The 17137-nt window shown below is 71.4% G+C and carries 13 protein-coding genes; 9 read left to right on the top strand and 4 right to left on the bottom strand.

Features of this window, described 5'->3' with window-relative positions:
* Positions 1–18: 18 nt before the first annotated feature.
* Complete coding sequence (locus ACBJ32_RS08115) at positions 19–2316, bottom strand: phosphoketolase (protein WP_375126186.1); 2298 nt, start codon at positions 2314–2316, stop codon at positions 19–21.
* A 53-nt stretch (positions 2317–2369) separates the two neighbouring features.
* Between ACBJ32_RS08115 and ACBJ32_RS08110 the strand changes: the two genes are divergently transcribed.
* The 6 genes from ACBJ32_RS08110 (at position 2370) to ACBJ32_RS08085 (ending at position 8767) form a co-directional block, all read left to right on the top strand.
* The gene (locus ACBJ32_RS08110; RefSeq protein WP_375126185.1) at positions 2370–4076 is read left to right on the top strand and encodes an IlvD/Edd family dehydratase; all 1707 of its coding nucleotides are present in this window, start codon (positions 2370–2372) and stop codon (positions 4074–4076) included.
* A 108-nt stretch (positions 4077–4184) separates the two neighbouring features.
* Positions 4185–5816, top strand: a complete 1632-nt coding sequence (gene pgi / locus ACBJ32_RS08105; RefSeq protein WP_375126184.1) for a glucose-6-phosphate isomerase — start codon at positions 4185–4187, stop codon at positions 5814–5816.
* 1 nt (position 5817) lies between these two features.
* Positions 5818–7185, top strand: coding sequence for a glucose-6-phosphate dehydrogenase (zwf, locus tag ACBJ32_RS08100; protein ID WP_375126183.1), 1368 nt, complete (start codon positions 5818–5820; stop codon positions 7183–7185).
* 58 nt (positions 7186–7243) lie between these two features.
* A complete protein-coding gene (locus ACBJ32_RS08095; protein WP_357882824.1) occupies positions 7244–7597 on the top strand; it encodes a spore germination protein GerW family protein in 354 nt (117 codons plus the stop codon).
* 7 nt (positions 7598–7604) lie between these two features.
* Positions 7605–8144, top strand: coding sequence for a hypothetical protein (locus ACBJ32_RS08090; RefSeq protein WP_375126182.1), 540 nt, complete (start codon positions 7605–7607; stop codon positions 8142–8144).
* Positions 8141–8767: a LysE family translocator gene (locus ACBJ32_RS08085; protein ID WP_375126181.1), complete on the top strand. Its 627-nt coding sequence runs from the start codon at positions 8141–8143 to the stop codon at positions 8765–8767. Before ACBJ32_RS08090 ends, ACBJ32_RS08085 begins: the two co-directional genes overlap by 4 nt.
* A gap of 86 nt (positions 8768–8853) precedes the next feature.
* Here ACBJ32_RS08085 and ACBJ32_RS08080 read toward each other — a convergent pair whose 3' ends face one another.
* The 3 genes from ACBJ32_RS08080 to pulA form a co-directional block, all read right to left on the bottom strand.
* A complete protein-coding gene (locus tag ACBJ32_RS08080) occupies positions 8854–9576 on the bottom strand; it encodes a VIT1/CCC1 transporter family protein (RefSeq protein WP_375126180.1) in 723 nt (240 codons plus the stop codon).
* Between the two features lie 393 nt (positions 9577–9969).
* A complete protein-coding gene (locus ACBJ32_RS08075) occupies positions 9970–10617 on the bottom strand; it encodes a hypothetical protein (RefSeq protein WP_375126179.1) in 648 nt (215 codons plus the stop codon).
* A gap of 151 nt (positions 10618–10768) precedes the next feature.
* On the bottom strand, positions 10769–13594 hold the full coding sequence (pulA, locus tag ACBJ32_RS08070) for a pullulanase-type alpha-1,6-glucosidase (RefSeq protein WP_375126178.1): 2826 nt from the start codon (positions 13592–13594) through the stop codon (positions 10769–10771).
* Positions 13595–13974: 380 nt separating this feature from the next.
* Between pulA and ACBJ32_RS08065 the strand changes: the two genes are divergently transcribed.
* The 3 genes from ACBJ32_RS08065 to ACBJ32_RS08055 are packed head-to-tail and all read left to right on the top strand — an operon-like array spanning position 13975 to position 17099.
* On the top strand, positions 13975–15264 hold the full coding sequence (locus tag ACBJ32_RS08065) for an extracellular solute-binding protein (protein WP_375126177.1): 1290 nt from the start codon (positions 13975–13977) through the stop codon (positions 15262–15264).
* Positions 15265–15267: 3 nt separating this feature from the next.
* Positions 15268–16251 carry a carbohydrate ABC transporter permease gene (locus ACBJ32_RS08060; RefSeq protein ID WP_375126176.1) on the top strand — a complete coding sequence of 328 codons (984 nt, stop codon included), beginning with the start codon at positions 15268–15270 and terminating at the stop codon, positions 16249–16251.
* The gene (locus tag ACBJ32_RS08055; protein ID WP_357882797.1) at positions 16248–17099 is read left to right on the top strand and encodes a carbohydrate ABC transporter permease; all 852 of its coding nucleotides are present in this window, start codon (positions 16248–16250) and stop codon (positions 17097–17099) included. The genes ACBJ32_RS08060 and ACBJ32_RS08055 overlap by 4 nt, the downstream gene beginning before the upstream one ends.
* Positions 17100–17137: the final 38 nt, after the last annotated feature.

Here is a 17137-nt window from a genome sequence, read left to right as displayed (position 1 = left end):
CCGGGCCCCGGCCGGTGTTCAGGACGTGCCCGGCCAGGTCCACGACCTGATGTCGGCGGGGTCCTCCCCGTGGTCCCGCGTGTACGCGCGGGCGCGCAGCCGCTCGTCGCTCATGCGCTGGCGCAGGTGCGCGGCCTTGCTGCCGAGCCCGGGAACGCGGTCGATCACGTCCATGACCAGGTGGAAGCGGTCGATGTCGTTGAGCATGCACATGTCGAACGGCGTCGTCGTGGTGCCCTCCTCCTTGTAGCCGCGCACGTGGATGTTGGCGTGGCCGTGCCGCCGGTAGGTGAGCTGGTGGATGAGCGACGGGTAGCCGTGGAAGTTGAAGACGATCGGCCTGTCCGTGGTGAACAGCGTGTCGAACTCGGCGTCCGGCATGCCGTGCGGATGCTCGGACGGCGGTTGCAGCCGCATCAGGTCGACCACGTTCACGACGCGGACCTTCAGCTCGGGCAGGTGCTCGCGCAGCAGCGCGGCGGCGGCCAGCGTCTCCAGGGTCGGCACGTCCCCGGCGCAGGCCAGCACCACGTCCGGCTCGGTGCCCTCGTCGGTGGAGGCCCACGGCAGGATGCCGAGCCCGCGCGTGTTGTGCGCGATGGCCTCGTCCATCGTGAACAGGTCGAGCACCGGCTGCTTGCCGGCCACGATCACGTTCACGTAGTCCCTGGAGCGCAGGCAGTGGTCGCCCACCGACAGCAGCGTGTTCGCGTCCGGCGGCAGGTAGACCCGCACCACCGAGGCCTTCTTGTTCACCACCACGTCGAGGAAGCCCGGGTCCTGGTGGCTGAACCCGTTGTGGTCCTGCCGCCACACGTGCGACGACAGCAGGTACGTCAGCGACGCCACCGGCCGCCGCCACGGGATCTTCTGCGACGACTCCAGCCACTTGGCGTGCTGGTTGAACATGGCGTCCACGATGTGGATGAACGCCTCGTAGCAGTTGAACAGCCCGTGCCGCCCGGTCAGCAGGTAGCCCTCCAGCCAGCCCTGGCACAGGTGCTCGCTCAGCACCTCCATGACCCGGCCGCCCGCGCCCAGGTTCTCGTCCGTCGGCAGGATCTCGGCGTCCCAGGCCCTGTCGGTGACCTCGAACACCTCCGACAGCCGGTTCGAGGCCGTCTCGTCCGGCCCCATCAGCCGGAACGTCCGGGGGTTGGCGGCGATCACGTCCCGCAGGAACCCGCCCAGCACCCGCGTCGGCTCGCTCGCCTGCTCGGCCGGCGCCTTGACCTCCACCGCGAGCCGGCGGAAGTCCGGCAGCCGCAGCGGCTCCAGCAGCTCACCGCCGTTGGTGTGCGGGTTGGCGCTCATTCTGCGCTCGCCGCGCGGCACCGTGGCGAGCACGTCCTCGACCGGCCTGCCGTCCGAGCCGAACAGCTCCTCCGGCCGGTACGAGCGCATCCACTCCTCCAGCATCGCCAGGTGGCCGGCGTTCTCCCTGACCGTGGCCAGCGGCACCTGGTGCGCGCGCCACGTGCCCTCGACCGGCTTCCCGTCCACCTCCTTCGGCCCGGTCCAGCCCTTCGGCGTGCGCAGGATGATCATCGGCAGGCGGTCGGCGTCGCCCGCCTTGTACGCGGCCATCTCCTCGAACGCGGTGTCCAGCGTGCCCGCCATCTCCTCGTGATCGGCGCCGACCAGGTGGGGGCGGTATCCGTACCCCTCCATCAGCTTGATCAGCTCGTCGGTGGGGATGCGGGCCAGGACGGTCGGGTTGGCGATCTTGTAGCCGTTCAGGTGCAGGATGGGCAGCACCATCCCGTCGCGGCGGCGGTCCAGGAACTTGTTGGAGTGCCAGCTCGCGGCCAGGGGGCCGGTCTCGGCCTCGCCGTCGCCGATGATGCACGCCACGACCAGGTCGGGGTTGTCGAAGGCGGCCCCGTACGCGTGCGCCAGCGCGTACCCCAGCTCGCCGCCCTCGTGAATGGAGCCCGGGGTCTCCGGCGCGACGTGGCTCGGCACGCCGCCGGGGAAGGAGAACTGGCGAAACAGCCGCCGCATGCCCTCCACGTCCTGCGACACGTCCGGATACCGCTCGGAGTACGACCCCTCCAGCCACGCGTGGGCCACCGCCGCCGGGCCGCCGTGACCCGGGCCCGCGATGTAGATCATGTCCTGGTCCCGCTCGCGGATCACCCGGTTGAGGTGCGCGAAGCAGAAGTTCAGGCCCGGCGTCGTACCCCAGTGGCCGAGCAGGCGCGGCTTGATGTGCTCCGGCCGCAGCGGCTCGGTGAGCAAGGGGTTGTCCAGCAGGTAGATCTGCCCGACGGACAGGTAGTTCGCCGCCCGCCAGTACGCGTCTATATGGTCCATGCCCCTGCTGATTCCTCCCCAGGGCGGGATGAATCCCCGATAGGGTGCCGAACATGGAGTTCAGGAGTTCACGCTGGTACGCAGGAAACGACCGGAACTCCTACATCCACAGAGCCTGGATGCGGCGCGGCCTGCCGCCCGAGGCGTTCGAGGGCGGCAAGCCGCACATCGCCATCGCCAACACCGCCTCCGACCTCACCCCCTGCAACTCCCACCTGAACGAGGTGGCCCAGAGCGTCATGCACGGCGTGTGGGAGGCCGGGGGAGTGCCGCTCAACCTGCCCGTCGTCTCCCTCGGCGAGACGAACGTGCGCCCCACCGCCATGCTCTGGCGCAACCTGGCCGCCATGGCCACCGAGGAGATGCTGCGCGCCAACCCCATCGACGGGGTGGTGCTGCTCGGCGGCTGCGACAAGACGATCCCGTCGCTGCTCATGGCGGCCGCCTCCGTGGACCTGCCCGCCGTCGTGGTGCCCGGCGGCCCCATGCTGACCGGCCACTTCCGGGGCGCCCCGCTGGGCTGCGGCACCGACGTGTGGCGGCTCAGCGAGGAGGTGCGCGCGGGCACCCTCTCCCGCGAGGCGTTCCTGCGGTCGGAGTCGTCCATGATCCGCAGCCGCGGCCACTGCAACACCATGGGCACCGCCTCCACCATGGCCTGCATGGCCGAGGCGCTCGGCATGACCCTGCCCGGCACCGCCGGCACCCCCGCCCCCGACAGCCGCCTGCTCGAACGCTCCCACGAGACCGGCCGCCTGGCCGTCGAGCTGGTCGAGCAGGGCCGCCGCCCCAGCCAGGTGATGACCAGGGGCTCCTTCCTCAACGCCATCGTCACCCTGGCAGCCGTCGGCGGCTCCACCAACGCCGTCGTCCACCTGCTGGCCATCGCCGGGCGGCTCGGCGTCGAGCTGAGCCTGGACGACTTCGACCGCACCGGCTCCGGAGTGCCGCTGCTGGTGGACCTCCAGCCGGCCGGCCGTCACCTCATGGACGACCTGTTCAGGGCGGGCGGCCTGGCCGCCGTGCTGAAGGAGGTCGAGGACCTGCTCGACCCCGGCGCGATCACCGTCACCGGGCGCCCGCTCGTCGAGCACCTCGACGGCGCCGAGATCTGGGACGAGGACGTCATCAGGCGCCGCTCGAACCCGCTGCTGCCCGACGCGGGCATCGCCGTGCTGCGCGGCAACCTCGCCCCCTCCGGCGCCGTGATCAAGCCCGCCGCAGCCTCACCGGAGCTGCTGCGCCACCGCGGCCGCGCCGTCGTCTTCGACAGCGTCGAGGACGTCTACGCCCGGCTCGACTCGCCCGACCTGGACGTGGACGAGACCTCGGTGCTGGTCCTGCGCGGCTGCGGGCCCAAGGGCTATCCCGGCATGCCGGAGGTCGGCAACCTGCCGCTGCCCGCCAAGCTGCTGGAGAAGGGCGTACGCGACATGGTGCGCATCAGCGACGCCCGCATGAGCGGCACCGCGTACGGCACGGTCGTCCTGCACACCGCGCCCGAGGCCGCGGCCGGCGGGCCGCTGGCCAGGGTGCGCACCGGCGACCCGATCGTGCTCGACGTCGCGGCCCGCCGCCTGGACGTGGACGTCCCCGACGCGGAGCTGAACGCGCGCGAGCCGGTCATGACCGGGCACGCCAGGCCCGTGCGCGGCTGGGAGCGCCTCTACACCGAGCACGTCCTGCAGGCCGACCGCGGGGCCGACCTGGACTTCCTCGCCGGCTCCAGCGGTGACCACGTGGGCCGCGAATCCCACTGAGCGGCTAAAGAGTCCGCTCCGCCATGCGCGGAATCAACCGCGGGGGGTAGGCAGTTACGGGACGATGGAACCAGGCATGATCGGTTTGGCGACGCGAGGAGGAAACGCGTGAACGGCGACATCACCCAGAGCCAGGAGTGGGCGGCCCTGGGCAAGCACCACGAGGAGCTGGCGGGCAGGCATCTGCGTGAGCTGTTCGCGGAGGATCCGGGCCGGGCGCGGCGCATGTCGGTGTCCGCCGGCGACCTCTACCTCGACTACGCCAAGCACCGCGCCACGCAGGAGACCGTCGGCCTGCTCACCGCGCTGGCCGAGCGGGCGGGGCTGCGCGAGCGCATCGCGGCCATGTTCTCCGGCGAGCACATCAACGTCAGCGAGGACCGCGCCGTCCTGCACGTCGCGCTGCGCCTGCCGCGCGAGGCCGAGCTGGTCGTGGACGGCCAGGACGTCGTGGCCGACGTGCACGCCGTGCTCGACAAGATGAGCGCCTTCTCCGACCGGGTGCGCTCCAAGGAGTGGAAGGGCGCCACCGGCAAGCCGATCGAGACCGTCGTCAACATCGGCATCGGCGGCTCCGACCTCGGCCCCGCCATGGCCTACGAGGCGCTGCGCGACTACGCCGACGCCGGCATCGCGGCCAGGTTCGTCTCCAACATCGACCCGGCCGACATCACCGGCAACCTCGCCGGCCTCGACCCCGCGACCACGCTGTTCGTGGTCAGCTCCAAGACCTTCACCACGCTGGAGACGCTCACCAACGCCAGGGTCGCGCGCCGCTGGCTGGTCGAGGCGCTCGGCGAGGACGCCGTCTCCAAGCACTTCGTGGCCGTCTCCACCAACGCCGCCAAGGTCGCCGAGTTCGGCATCGACACCGACAACATGTTCGGCTTCTGGGACTGGGTGGGCGGCCGCTACTCCTACGACGGCGCCATCGGCCTGTCCCTGATGATCGCCATCGGGCCCGAGCGGTTCCGCGAGATGCTGGCCGGCTTCCACACCATCGACGAGCACTTCCGCACGGCCCCGTTCGAGGCCAACATGCCGGTGCTGATGGCCCTGCTCGGGATCTGGTACACCGACTTCTTCGACGCCGAGACCCGCGCCGTCCTGCCCTACAGCCAGCGGCTGCACCGCTTCCCCGCCTACCTGCAGCAGCTCACGATGGAGTCCAACGGCAAGTCCGTACGCGCCGACGGCACCCCCGTCACGGCCAGGACCGGCGAGATCTTCTGGGGCGAGCCGGGCACCAACGGCCAGCACGCCTTCTACCAGCTCCTGCACCAGGGCACCCGGCTCGTGCCGGCCGACTTCATCGGCTTCGCCGAGCCCCACGACGACCGCGAGGGCATGCACGACCAGCTCACCGCCAACCTCTTCGCCCAGACCACGGCGCTGGCGTTCGGCAAGACCGCCGAGGAGATCGCCGCCGAGGGCACCGCGCCCGAGATCGTGCCGCACAAGGTGATGCCGGGCAACCGCCCCACCTCCACGATCCTCGCGCCCAAGCTCACCCCGTCCACGCTGGGCCAGCTCGTCGCGCTCTACGAGCACATCGTGTTCGTCGAGGGCACGATCTGGGGCGTCGACTCCTTCGACCAGTGGGGCGTCGAGCTGGGCAAGAAGATGGCGCTCGACCTGGCGCCCGCGCTGACCTCCGACGAGCCGCCGGCCACGTTCCCCGACACCTCCACCGAGCAGCTCATCCGCAGGTACCGGGAGCTGCGCGGAAGGCGCGTCTGAGATGGAGCAGGCGGGCGCGCTCGTCCTGTTCGGCATCACGGGCGACCTGGCGCGCAAGATGTTGCTGCCCGCGCTCTACCGCCTGACCGCCGACAGCCGGCTCGACCTGCCGGTCATCGGCGTGGCCAAGACCGACCTGGACCTCGACGGGCTGCGCGAGCACGCCCGCGAGGCCTGCGGCGGCGTGCGCGACGCGGCGTTCGAGAAGCTGGCGGGCAACCTGCGGCTGGTGACGGGCGACTACCGCGACCCCGCCACGTTCGAGCGGCTGCGCGAGGAGACCTCGGGCAAGGGCTTCCTCGTGCACTACCTCGCCGTGCCGCCGGTGCTGTTCGCCGCCGTCGCCGAGGGGCTGGCCGGGGTCGGCCTCAACCGCGACGCGCGGCTGGTGGTGGAGAAGCCGTTCGGGCACGACCTCGGCTCGGCGCGCGAGCTCAACGGCGAGCTGCTGCGCCACTTCGACGAGGACCACCTGCGCCGCGTCGACCACTTCCTGGGCAAGGAGCCGGTCGAGGACCTGATGGTGTTCCGGTTCGCCAACATGCTGCTGGAGCCCATCTGGAACCGGTCCCACATCCGCAGCGTGCAGATCACCATGGCGGAGGACTTCGACATACGCGACCGCGGCGCCTTCTACGACGCCAACGGCACCGTCCGCGACGTGGTGCAGAACCACCTGCTGCAGCTGCTGGCCATCCTCGCGATGGACCCGCCGCCGTCCACCGACGCCCGGGCCCAGCTCGACGAGAAGTGGCGGGTGCTGCGCGCGGTCCAGGCCATCGACCCCGCCGACGTCGTACGCGGCCAGTACACCGGCTACCTCGACACCGACGGCGTGCGCCCCGGCTCCACCACCGAGACGTTCGTCGCCCTGCGCGCCTACATCGACAACTGGCGCTGGGCCGGGGTGCCCTGGTGCATCCGCTCCGGCAAGGCCCTGCCGACCACCGACCTGGAGGTCGTCGCCGAGCTGCGCCGGCCGCCGGTGACCATGTTCAGCGACGGCGGCGCGCCCGAGAGCCCCAACCTCATCCGGTTCCGGCTGCAGCCCGACGCCGGGGTGACGTTCGACCTGCTGGCCAAGGAGCCGGGCAAGCAGCACGCCCGGCCGGTGCCGGTCAGCGTCGACTTCACCAAGGTGCTCGGGCCCATGGAGGCGGCCTACGAGCGCATCCTGCTCGACGCCGTCAGCGGCGATCCGCGCAGGTTCGCCAGGTTCGACCTGGTGGAGGAGTCGTGGCGGATCGTGCAGCCGGTGCTCGGCCTCGACGAGGCGCCGATGCCGTACGAGAAGGGGTCGTGGGGGCCGGAGGCGGCGGCGGAGATCGCGCCGGGCGGCTGGCACGAGATCTCCACGACGTTCGACTGACCGCAGGCCCCTCACCGGGGCGTTAGACGGGGCGGCGTCCCGGGGTGACGATGGGGGGATGGACATCATGGGACTGGTGGAACAGTCGAAGGACGCCGCGACCGTCAAGCGCGTCTTCGGCGAGCCGATCCAGCACGGCGACATCGTCGTCATCCCCGTCGCCAGGGTCGCCCAGGGCGGCGGCGGAGGTCAGGGCCAGGGCAAGGGCGAGAAAGGTGAGGAGGGAGGAGGCAGCGGCGGCGGCTTCGGCTTCGGCGCCACGCCGGCCGGCGTGTTCGTGCTCAAGAACGGCGACGCCCTGTGGCGGCCCGCCGTCGACGTCAACCGCATCGTCATCGGAGGTCAGCTCGTGGCGGTCGTGCTGCTGCTGACCCTGCGGACCATCTTCAAGAAGCGCCGCCGCAGGCGCTGACGCGACCGTGCTGATCGATCTGCTCGACGACGCCGAGCTGCCCGGACACTCCTTCCTGGTCCCCGGCTCCAACCTGCCGGTACGGCTGGCGAGGCTGGGCGGCTCGGCCACCCTCGTCCGCTTCCCGCCCGGCTGGGCACGGCCCGAGCGCGGCCACTACCTGGCCGGGGAGGAGTTCGTGCTGCTGGCGGGCGAGCTGCACGTCTCGGGCATCACGTACCTGCCGGGGCAGCACGGCTGGCTGCCCGCCGGCATGCTGCGCCACTCGAGCGCCGCCCCGCACGGCGCGCTGGCGTTCACCTCCTTCTCGGGCCAGGCCACCTGGGTGCGCAGCGACCGGGACGAACCCGACGGCCCGGCCCTGCGCACGCCCCTGGAGAGCGTCGTCATCCCGCGCGGCGGCCTCCCGCTCACGCCGCACTCCGCGCTGCTCGACACGCCGATCCCGCTGGAGCGCGACGCCGAGGTGATCACGGTGCCGACCTGGACGTGGGAGCGGTCCGCCTTGATCCCGGAGGGCCGGGTGCTCGTAAGGTGGACGCCATGACAGTTATGGCGCAGATCGCGGCTTTCGGTGGAGTTGTACTGCTCGGGGCGATGTCGCCCGGCCCTGACTTCGCGGTGGTGGTGCGGCGCTCGGTCGTCTCGGGCCGCGCGCACGGCATGGCGGCCGCGGCGGGGATCGCGGTGGGGGTGTTCGCCTGGGTGGTGGCCGCCGCCACCGGCGTCGCGGCGCTCCTGGCCGCCTCGGCCGTGGCGTTCACGGTGGTGAAGGTGGCCGGGGCCGCGTACCTGCTCTACCTCGGGGTCAGGTCGTTGCGGGCGGCCTGGCGCGGGAGCGGGGCGCTGCGGCTGGACGTCCCGGACCCGGGCGGGCGCGGCTCGTGGGCGGCGTTCACCGAGGGGCTGCTGACGAACGTGCTCAACCCGAAGGCGGCGCTGTTCTTCGTGGCGCTGGTGCCGCAGTTCCTCGGGGCGGGAGTCTCGGTGGCGGCGCTCGGCGGGGTGGCGCTGGCGGGCACGGTCGCGTGGTTCCTGGTGGTGGCGAACGTGGTGGGTGTCCTGCGCAAGGTGTTCGCCAGGCCCGCCGTCCGGCGGACGGTGGACGGCCTGACGGGCGCCGCCCTGATCGGCCTCGGCGTCAAGCTGGCCACCTCCACCCGCCCGTGACCGGGATACGGTAAACCCCAGCAGGTGCCCCGGGCCGAACGTGACGAGGGAACCGCGCCCGCCAGCGGGTGCCCGAACCGGCGTGACTAGGAGACGGTGACCCCCAGCAGGTGCCCCAGGCCGAACGTGACGGTGGCCGCCCCCACGCCCAGGGCGAGCTGGCGCAGCCCGCCCAGCCACCACGGCCGGGCGGTCATCACCGCCACGGCGGCCCCGAACCCGAACAGCGCCACCACGCTCAGCACCACCGCCACCATCAGCCCGGACGCCCCGAACAGGAACGGCGCCAGCGGCACCAGCGCCCCGGCCGCGAACGCGCCGAACGACGACGCGGCGGCCACGTAGGGGGAGGGCAGGTCGTCGACGTCCACGCCCAGTTCCTCGCGCACGTGCACCCGCAACGCCTGCTCGGGATCGGCCGACAACCCCGCGGCCACCCGCTCGGCCAGCTCCGGGTCCAGCCCGCGCGACCGGTACAGCGCCGCCAGCTCGGCCTGCTCGCCCGCCGGGTTCCTGGCCAGCTCGCGCCGCTCGACGGCGATCTCGGCGCGCATCAGCTCGGTCTGCGACTTCACGGAGGTGTACTCGCCGGCGGCCATGGAGCAGGCGCCGGCGATCAGCCCGGCGAACCCCGCCAGCACCGCCCCCTGCCCGGCCCCGGCGGCGCCCACGACACCGGCGATCAGCGCGAAGTTCGACACGAGCCCGTCCATCGCCCCGAACACCGCCGGCCGCAGCCAGCCGCCGGTCACGTCGCGGTGGCTGTGGTGCTGCTCCGGGGATTCCGGCCGGACAAGCTCGATGGTCATCAAATCCTCCAAAATACGGATCTCTTTCCTTAAATCTGACATATGCGAACATGGGTTCGCAACGAAGGAAAGGCTTGCCTGACCTGCGCAGTGTCGCAGAGGGTGAACGGTCGTGTTCGGAGAGGTGTCGAGGGGGGTCATGCGCCGGTAATCTCGCTCTGTCACTCCGTGTGATCGCGCGAACGCATATGGCCGTGACGGGGCGCGGCGTGCGAGACTCGGCTTCATGGAAGGTGGCGAGGACATGGGCCAGGCACGAGCCGGAGAGCACCTGGCGTTGCCCGAGCCCTTCCCCATCTCCTTCGATCCGGCTGAGCTGCTGCTCTGAGCCCGTCCCGTAGCGGGTCTGCCCTGTAGCGCCGGCTGAGCAGCGCTACAGGGACACGGACCTGGTCAGGCGTGGACCGGGGTGGTAGCCGAAGGGGCTTCGGCGCTCCGCTCGCCGCGGATCAACGCGTCGCACTCCGCGATCGTCTCCTCCAGCAGCCTGCGCAGCAACGCGTCCGGATCGGCGATGCAGGCCTGCACGATCCCCACCACCGCGAGCTGCACCGCGTTCGGCGCCGCGTACCGGCGGAAGCCCTTCTCCGTGATCCTGGCGGCCCGGCTGAAGCGCCTGGCCTGCTCGGCCGCGTGCGGCACCTCCTCCATCGCCTGCCGGCTGCGCTCGCTCATCCGCCCCGACGGGGCGCCGTCGAGGCGGGCCAGCATCTCCTCGGCCGCCAGCACCGAGACCGCGAGCGCGAGCTGCCGCTCGGCCGCCGCCACCGGCAGGGCCGTGGTGGCGCAGCGCAGCGCGATGTGCGCGTCCACGCGCAGGTCGTCGCTGGCCAGGCCGATGATGGAGGGCACCAGCCGGACGAGCTTGGCCCGGCTCTCGTCACTGGTGTTGTCGTTCACCAGGCGGGCGAGTGCGGCCAGCAGCGGGTGGGTGCAGGCCGGATGGTCGCTCCAGCGCTCCCCGGCCAGGTAGGAGGCCAGCTCCATGAAACACGCGCCGCGCTTCGGGTTGCGATGCCTGCCGCGGGAAAGGACCGGCATGTGATCAAGGTGATTGTCCACGGGTGCTCCACTGCTCCACGCGATCGCCGTCGCTCCAGCGCCGTCCAACCAGTCTGCGCCGGAGTGCGGCTCAATGCCAGTGATGCGGGGTGTTCTCGATGAGCGTTCCCCCTACCCGCCCGCGTCACACTCACACGCCCACGAAGACCGCGACCGTGCGGGCCGGCACGGTCAGCGTGCCCGTGGCGCGGTCGGCGGACGCCGTGCGGACGACCGCGTCGGCCGAGCCCGCCTGTACGGGGTGCAACGCCACCTGCCGCCCCGCCAGCGACGGCATCGCCTGCGTGTGCTCCGACGGGGTCGCGTTGAACACGACCGTCACCGACGACCAGCGCGGGTCGAGCCCTTCGGTGTCCACGTGCATGGCGATCACGCCCTCCGCCGAGGCCGGGAACGACAGCCGCCGCTGCACCTCCTCCAGCGACCCCAGCGCGAACGCCGGTGACGACGCCCTGATCCGCAGCAGCTCCCCGTACCGCGCGCGGGCGGCTTCGATGTCCGCGCAGCCCGGCCTCAGCGCCGGGTCGGCGAGCAGCGGGCGGGCGTAGGGCCACCTGGCCCCGTTGTCGCCTCGGGGCGGCAGGCCCGCGCCGAAGCCGTTGCCCTGCGCGCAGTCCCACAGCAGCCGGTTGAACCAGTCGCCCGAGTCGTAGGAGTTGCGGTCGAACGACTTGGAGCGCAGCCGCTCGGTGCCCGCGTGCACGAACGCCGTCCCCTGCGACAGCACCGCCGTGGCCAGCGACAACGCGTGCATGCGCACCCGGTCCGCCATCGGCGTGTCCTGCGGCAGCTTGTACGCCAGCGCGTCGAACAGCGTCTCGTTGTCGTGCGCGTCCACGTACGTCACCGCCTCGCCCGGCGCGGCGGTGTACCCGGCGGGCGAGCCGTTGTAGTCGAGCTCCGAGCCCTTCCTGCCGGACGGCAGCACGTAGTCGCGCAGGTTCCCGGTCAGGCCGATCCTGATCAGGTCGCAGTAGCTCGCCAGGCGTGCCCGCTGCTGCTCGGCCGTGCCGTTGGCGGGGGAGCCGTTGGGCGCCCCGGCCAGCCCGGAGCCGAAGCCCTGCACGCGCGGGTCGGCGTCGAACGGGGTACCGCCGCGCACCGCGTCACGCAGCCGGTCGGTGAACGTGCCGATGCCGGTGCCGGCCAGGTTCGCCTGCGTGGCCTGCTCGAACCGGGCGCCGTCGGCCACCTCGCCGAAGTTCCAGCCCTCGCCGTACAGGATGATCGACGTGCCGTCCACGCCGTCGCCGGCCAGGGTCAGCTCGTCCAGGGCCCGGCGGACGGCGAGCAGGTTCGCCTTCGGGTGGTGCCCCATGAGGTCGAAGCGGAAGCCGTCGATCTTGTACTGCTTCGCCCACGTGACGACCGAGTCCACCACGAGCTTGCCCATCATCAGGTGCTCGGGCGCGGTGTTGGCGCAGCAGGTGGAGGTGGCCACGGAGCCGTCGTCGAGGAGCCGGTGGTAGTAGCCGGGCACGATCGGGTCGAGCACGTCGGTGGAGTGCGTGTGGTTGTAGACCACGTCCATGACCACGCGCAGCCCCGCCCGGTTGAGCCCGGCGACCATGCCGCGGAACTCCTTGATCCGCCCGTCGGGCCGGGTCGCGTACGAGCCCTCCGGCACCGTGTAGTGCAGCGGGTCGTACCCCCAGTTGAAGGAGTCCTTCGCGGCCGTGCGCGCCACGCACTCCTGCTGCAGCTCGGAGTCGGGCGGCAGCGCGGCCAGGTCGCAGGACGGCTCCGTCCGGTCGGCCGCGCGCTCGGGCACCGTGGCGAAGTCGAACGCGGGCAGCAGGTGCACGTGCGTCAGGCCGTCGGCGGCCAGCGCCCGCAGCTCGCGCAGGCCGGCGCCGTCGCACTGGAAGGCCGCGTACGTGCCGCGCAGGGCGGCCGGGACGGTGGCGTCGGAGGCGGAGAAGTCGCGCACGTGCAGCTCGTAGATCGAGGCCCTGTCCAGCGGCACCGCGGCGGGCTTGGCCAGCCGGTCCCAGCCGGGCGGCCGGTGCGCGGCGGCGTCGAGGCTGACGAGCCTGCTGCGCTCCCCGTCGGCGGTGACGTCCAGGCTGTACGGGTCGGTGACCTCGTTCGTGACGACCTTGCCGGCCCTGGGCGAGTAGACCGTGACCAGGTACGTGTACTCCCGCCCCAGCCACGACCGCAGCCCGCGCACCGACCACACGCCGCTCTCGTCGTCGCGCCGCATCCGGTGCACCACCGGCCGTTCCGTACGCCCGCCGGAGCCGTACAGGGCCAGCTCGACCTTCCGCGCGGTCGGCGCCCACAGCGCGAGCCTCGGGACGACCTGACCGGACGGGCCGAGCGTGGCGGTGGCGGCCTTGGCGTACAGGTCGTCCAGCACCCCCGGGAGCTGCACGCCGGTCGCGGCCACCAGCGTGCCGGCGGCGTCCCGCGCCACGGCCGCGACCTGGCCGCGCAGCGCGTCGCGGACGAGGCCGGCGTCGCGCGGGTCCACCTTCAGCGCCGGGTACGCGGCCAGGTGCGGCCGCTCGCGCCGCTGCTCCTCGCTCAGCGTGCCGGGCACGAGCCGGATGAGCCGCGGGTCGCCGGTCAGGTCGCCGTTCCCGTACGCGATGCCGCCCGCGGCGCTGAAGGCCAGGGAGTGCCGCAGCGACGGCTCGGCCTGCCAGGCCACCGTGTCGCGGTCGATCCAGTGCGCCCTGGCCTTGCTCAGGTCGGCGTCCGCGGCCGTGGCGGCGGGCCGAGGCAGCGGGAGCCCCTCGGCGCCGGCCGGCCGCCACCCCTCGTGGCCCGGCGCGGACACGTCGAGCGACTGGCCGGCGGGCAGATCCTTGTCGTCGCCCTGGTGGATGATGTGACTCAGGCTCTTCGCCCCCTCGGCGAGCGGCACCTCGAACACGGCCCCGAAGCCGCCGGCACGCGCCGGCGGCAGCGGTGGGGACCCGCCGGTGGGCTCGGCGGCGCCTGCCCACACGTGCAGCCCCCCGCCGTCATGGTTCCCGTCCGGGCGGCGGTGATGCAGGCCTGCTCTCGTCGGCGGCCCGCGCCATGTTCGCCTGGAAGATCCTCATCCGATCCGATCTTTGCAACTCTTTCAGGAAATTACTGAAATGAGGTAAGCCCATGCTGACGGGCGGGCGAGCTGACGCACGGCGGCCCCGCGTTCACCATGGAGGGCGGCCCTTCGAACGGAACTCTGCCACCAGCGCAAACGCCGGCCAGCGCGGGGATCCCGGCGTGGAAGGCCTCGTGTAACAACTTGCAGAATCCTTGCGCCGCCATCTGGAGATCGGCGTCACGTCGGCGTAACCTCCGGCTTACTCCGACCTCCGACCGAGCTGTGAGGAGAAGGACATGCGACGACTCTTACCGTCCGCGGCGGCCGTTGCGGCACTCGTCCTGACGGTTTCCGCCTGTGGAGGCGGCGGCGGTGAGACCGCCGCTCCGCCCGCCCAGGTCTCCGACCCGTCGAAGGTGAGCGGTGAAGTGACGTGGTGGGACACGACGCGCCCCGACAGCGAGGGGCCGACGTTCCAGGCGTTGATCAAGGAGTTCCAGGCGAAGTACCCGCAGGTCAAGGTCAACTATGTGAACGTGCCCTCGGACCAGGCGCAGAACCAGTTCCAGACGGCCGCCCAGGCGGGGGCCGGCGCGCCGGATGTGATCAGGTCCGAGGTGGCGTGGACGTCGCAGTTCGCGTCGCTGGGCTACCTGCAGCCGCTGGACGGCACCCGCGCGGTGGACCGGCCTGACGACTTCCTGCCCGGGCCGCTGAGCAGCACCGAGTACAACGGCAAGACGTACGCCGTGCCGCAGGTCACCGACACGCTCGCGCTGATCTACAACAAGCGGCTGCTGAAGGAGGCCGGGCACGAGGAGCCGCCGAAGACCATCGCCGAGCTGAAGCAGACCGCGCTCGACGTCAAGGCCAAGACCGGCGCCGCCGGCCTGGCGCTGAACGTCGACTCCTACTTCCTGCTGCCCTTCATGTACGGCGAGGGCGGCGACCTGCTCGACGTGGCCAACAAGAAGATCGTGGTCAACTCCCCGGCGAACGTGAAGGCCATGGAGACCGTGGCCGACCTGATCAGCTCGGGCGCCGCGCCCAAGCCCGCCACCACCGAGAGCTACGCCAACGCCATGACCGCCCTCAAGGAGGGCAAGGCGGCCATGATCTACAACGGGCCGTGGGCGCTGTCGGAGATCTACCAGGGCAAGGAGTTCCAGGACAAGAAGAACCTGGGCATCGCGCCGGTCCCGGCCGGCTCGGTCAAGGCGGCGGCTCCGACGGGCGGCTGGAACCTGGCCATCTACGCCGGCTCCAAGAACATCCCGGCCGCCTACGAGTTCGTCCGGTTCATGACCACGGCCGAGGCGCAGGCGAAGATCGCCAAGGAGATCAGCCTGCTGCCCACCCGTACCTCCGCCTACAGCGACCCCGACGTGCAGGGCAACCCGGACGTCGCGGTGTTCAAGCCGATCATGGACACCGCCGTGCCGCGCCCGTGGATCCCGGAGGGCGGGCAGCTCTTCCAGCCGCTGCTGGAGGGCTACCAGTCGCTCGTGGGCGGCAAGTCGGGGCCCGCGGACATGCTCAAGACCGTCGACGAGCAGTACCGCGGGATCATGAAGGACTGGAGCTGACCGGTGACGGTCTCCACCGGAAAGGTGACGGCCGCGGGCGAGTCCGCCCGCGGCCGTGAACGACCGGGGCCGCTGCGGCGCTCGTTCGGCACCCACTGGTACGCGTGGGCGATGGTCACGCCCGTGCTCGTGGTGATGCTGGTGCTGATCGGCTGGCCGCTGGCACGCGGCGTCCACCTGTCGCTGACGGACGCCACCGAGGCCAACATCGGCCGCACCATCGGCGTGAACGTCATCCCGGCGAGCTACGAGTTCGTCGGCCTGGAGAACTACGCGCGCATCCTGACCAGCGGCGTGTTCTGGGACAAGCTGGTGTGGACCGTGGTCTGGACGGCCGCCTGCGTCGCCCTGCACTACGGCATCGGCCTGGGCCTGGCCGTGATGCTCAACCGCCGCCTGAGCTTCCGCTCGGTCTACCGGGTGCTGCTGATCCTGCCGTGGGCCGTGCCCGCGTTCGTGGCCGCCTTCATCTGGCGTTACCTCTACAACAGCGACTACGGCGTGATCAACGGCTTCCTCAAGATGGCCGGGCTGGGCGGCGTCGGCTGGCTGGACGACCCGACCACGGCGAAGATCGCGGTGATCGTTGTGAACGTCTGGATCGGCGTGCCGTTCATGATGGTCGCCCTGCTCGGCGGGCTGCAGTCGATCCCGGCCGAACTGTACGAGGCGGCCGAGGTGGACGGGGCGAGCGCCTGGCAGCGGTTCACGGCGATCACGCTGCCCGGGCTGCGCCAGGTGTCGAGCACGGTCGTGCTGCTGGGCACGATCTGGACGTTCAACATGTTCCCCATCATCTTCCTGGTCACGCGGGGCGGGCCGGGCAGCGAGACGGAGATCCTGGTCACCTACGCCTTCCGCGAGGCGTTCACCGGGATCCGCAACTACTCGGGGTCGGCGGCCTGGGGCGTGATCATCCTGGCCATGCTGGTCGTGCTGGCCGTCGGCTACCGCCGTACCCTGCGCAGTCAAGGAGATCCGTGGTGAGCACGAGAACGCGGCGGCGCGGCGAGCGCGGCCCGCTGGCCTCCATCGGCCTGCACGCCGGGCTGCTGCTGGCCGTCGCCGTCTCCCTGTTCCCCGTCGTCTGGCTGGTGCTGACCTCGCTCAAGCCGCGCGACGGCTGGCTGTCGACGGAGCTGCAGTTCTTCAACGACTCCTCGCTGGACAACTACGCGCGCGTGCTGACGGAGACCGCGTTCCCGCAGTGGCTGCTCAACAGCGTGCTGACGGCCGGGCTGACCATGGTGCTGGGCGTGTTCCTGGCGGCCACCACCGGGTACGCGGTCAGCCGGTTCCGCTTCCCCGGGCACCGGTCGGTGATGTGGCTGCTGCTGATCACCCAGATGTTCCCGGTGGCCATCCTCATCGTCCCGCTGTACAACCTGATGGCCGGGCTCGGGCTGCTGAACCAGATCCCGGGCCTGGTGATCGCGTACATGACGATCGCGGTGCCGTTCTGCGCCTGGATGATGAAGAGCTACTTCGACACCGTGCCGATCGAGATCGACCAGGCCGGGATGGTCGACGGGCTGACGCCGTTCGGCACGTTCTGGCGGGTGGTGCTGCCGCTGTCGCGGCCCGGCATCGCGGTGACCGCGTTCTACTGCTTCATGACCGCCTGGGGCGAGGTCGGGTACGCCACGGTGTTCATGTCGCAGGAGGACAAGCGCACGCTGGGCGTGGGGCTGCAGCAGTTCATCGGCCAGCACTGGTCCGACTGGGGGTTGATGACGGCCTCGGCGGTGCTCATCGCCATCCCGGCGGGCGTGGTGTTCCTGCTGGTCCAGCGGCATCTGATCACCGGTCTCACGGCCGGTGCCACGAAGGCGTGACAGACCTTCGGGTAATCGAACAATCACTTTGCGTAATC

Origin of the sequence: Nonomuraea sp. GTA35, from assembly GCF_041950525.1 — a bacterium.
Classification (GTDB): domain Bacteria; phylum Actinomycetota; class Actinomycetes; order Streptosporangiales; family Streptosporangiaceae; genus Nonomuraea.
The sequence above is the reverse complement of the archived record's forward strand: the minus strand, read 5'-3'. Positions and strand labels throughout refer to the sequence as shown.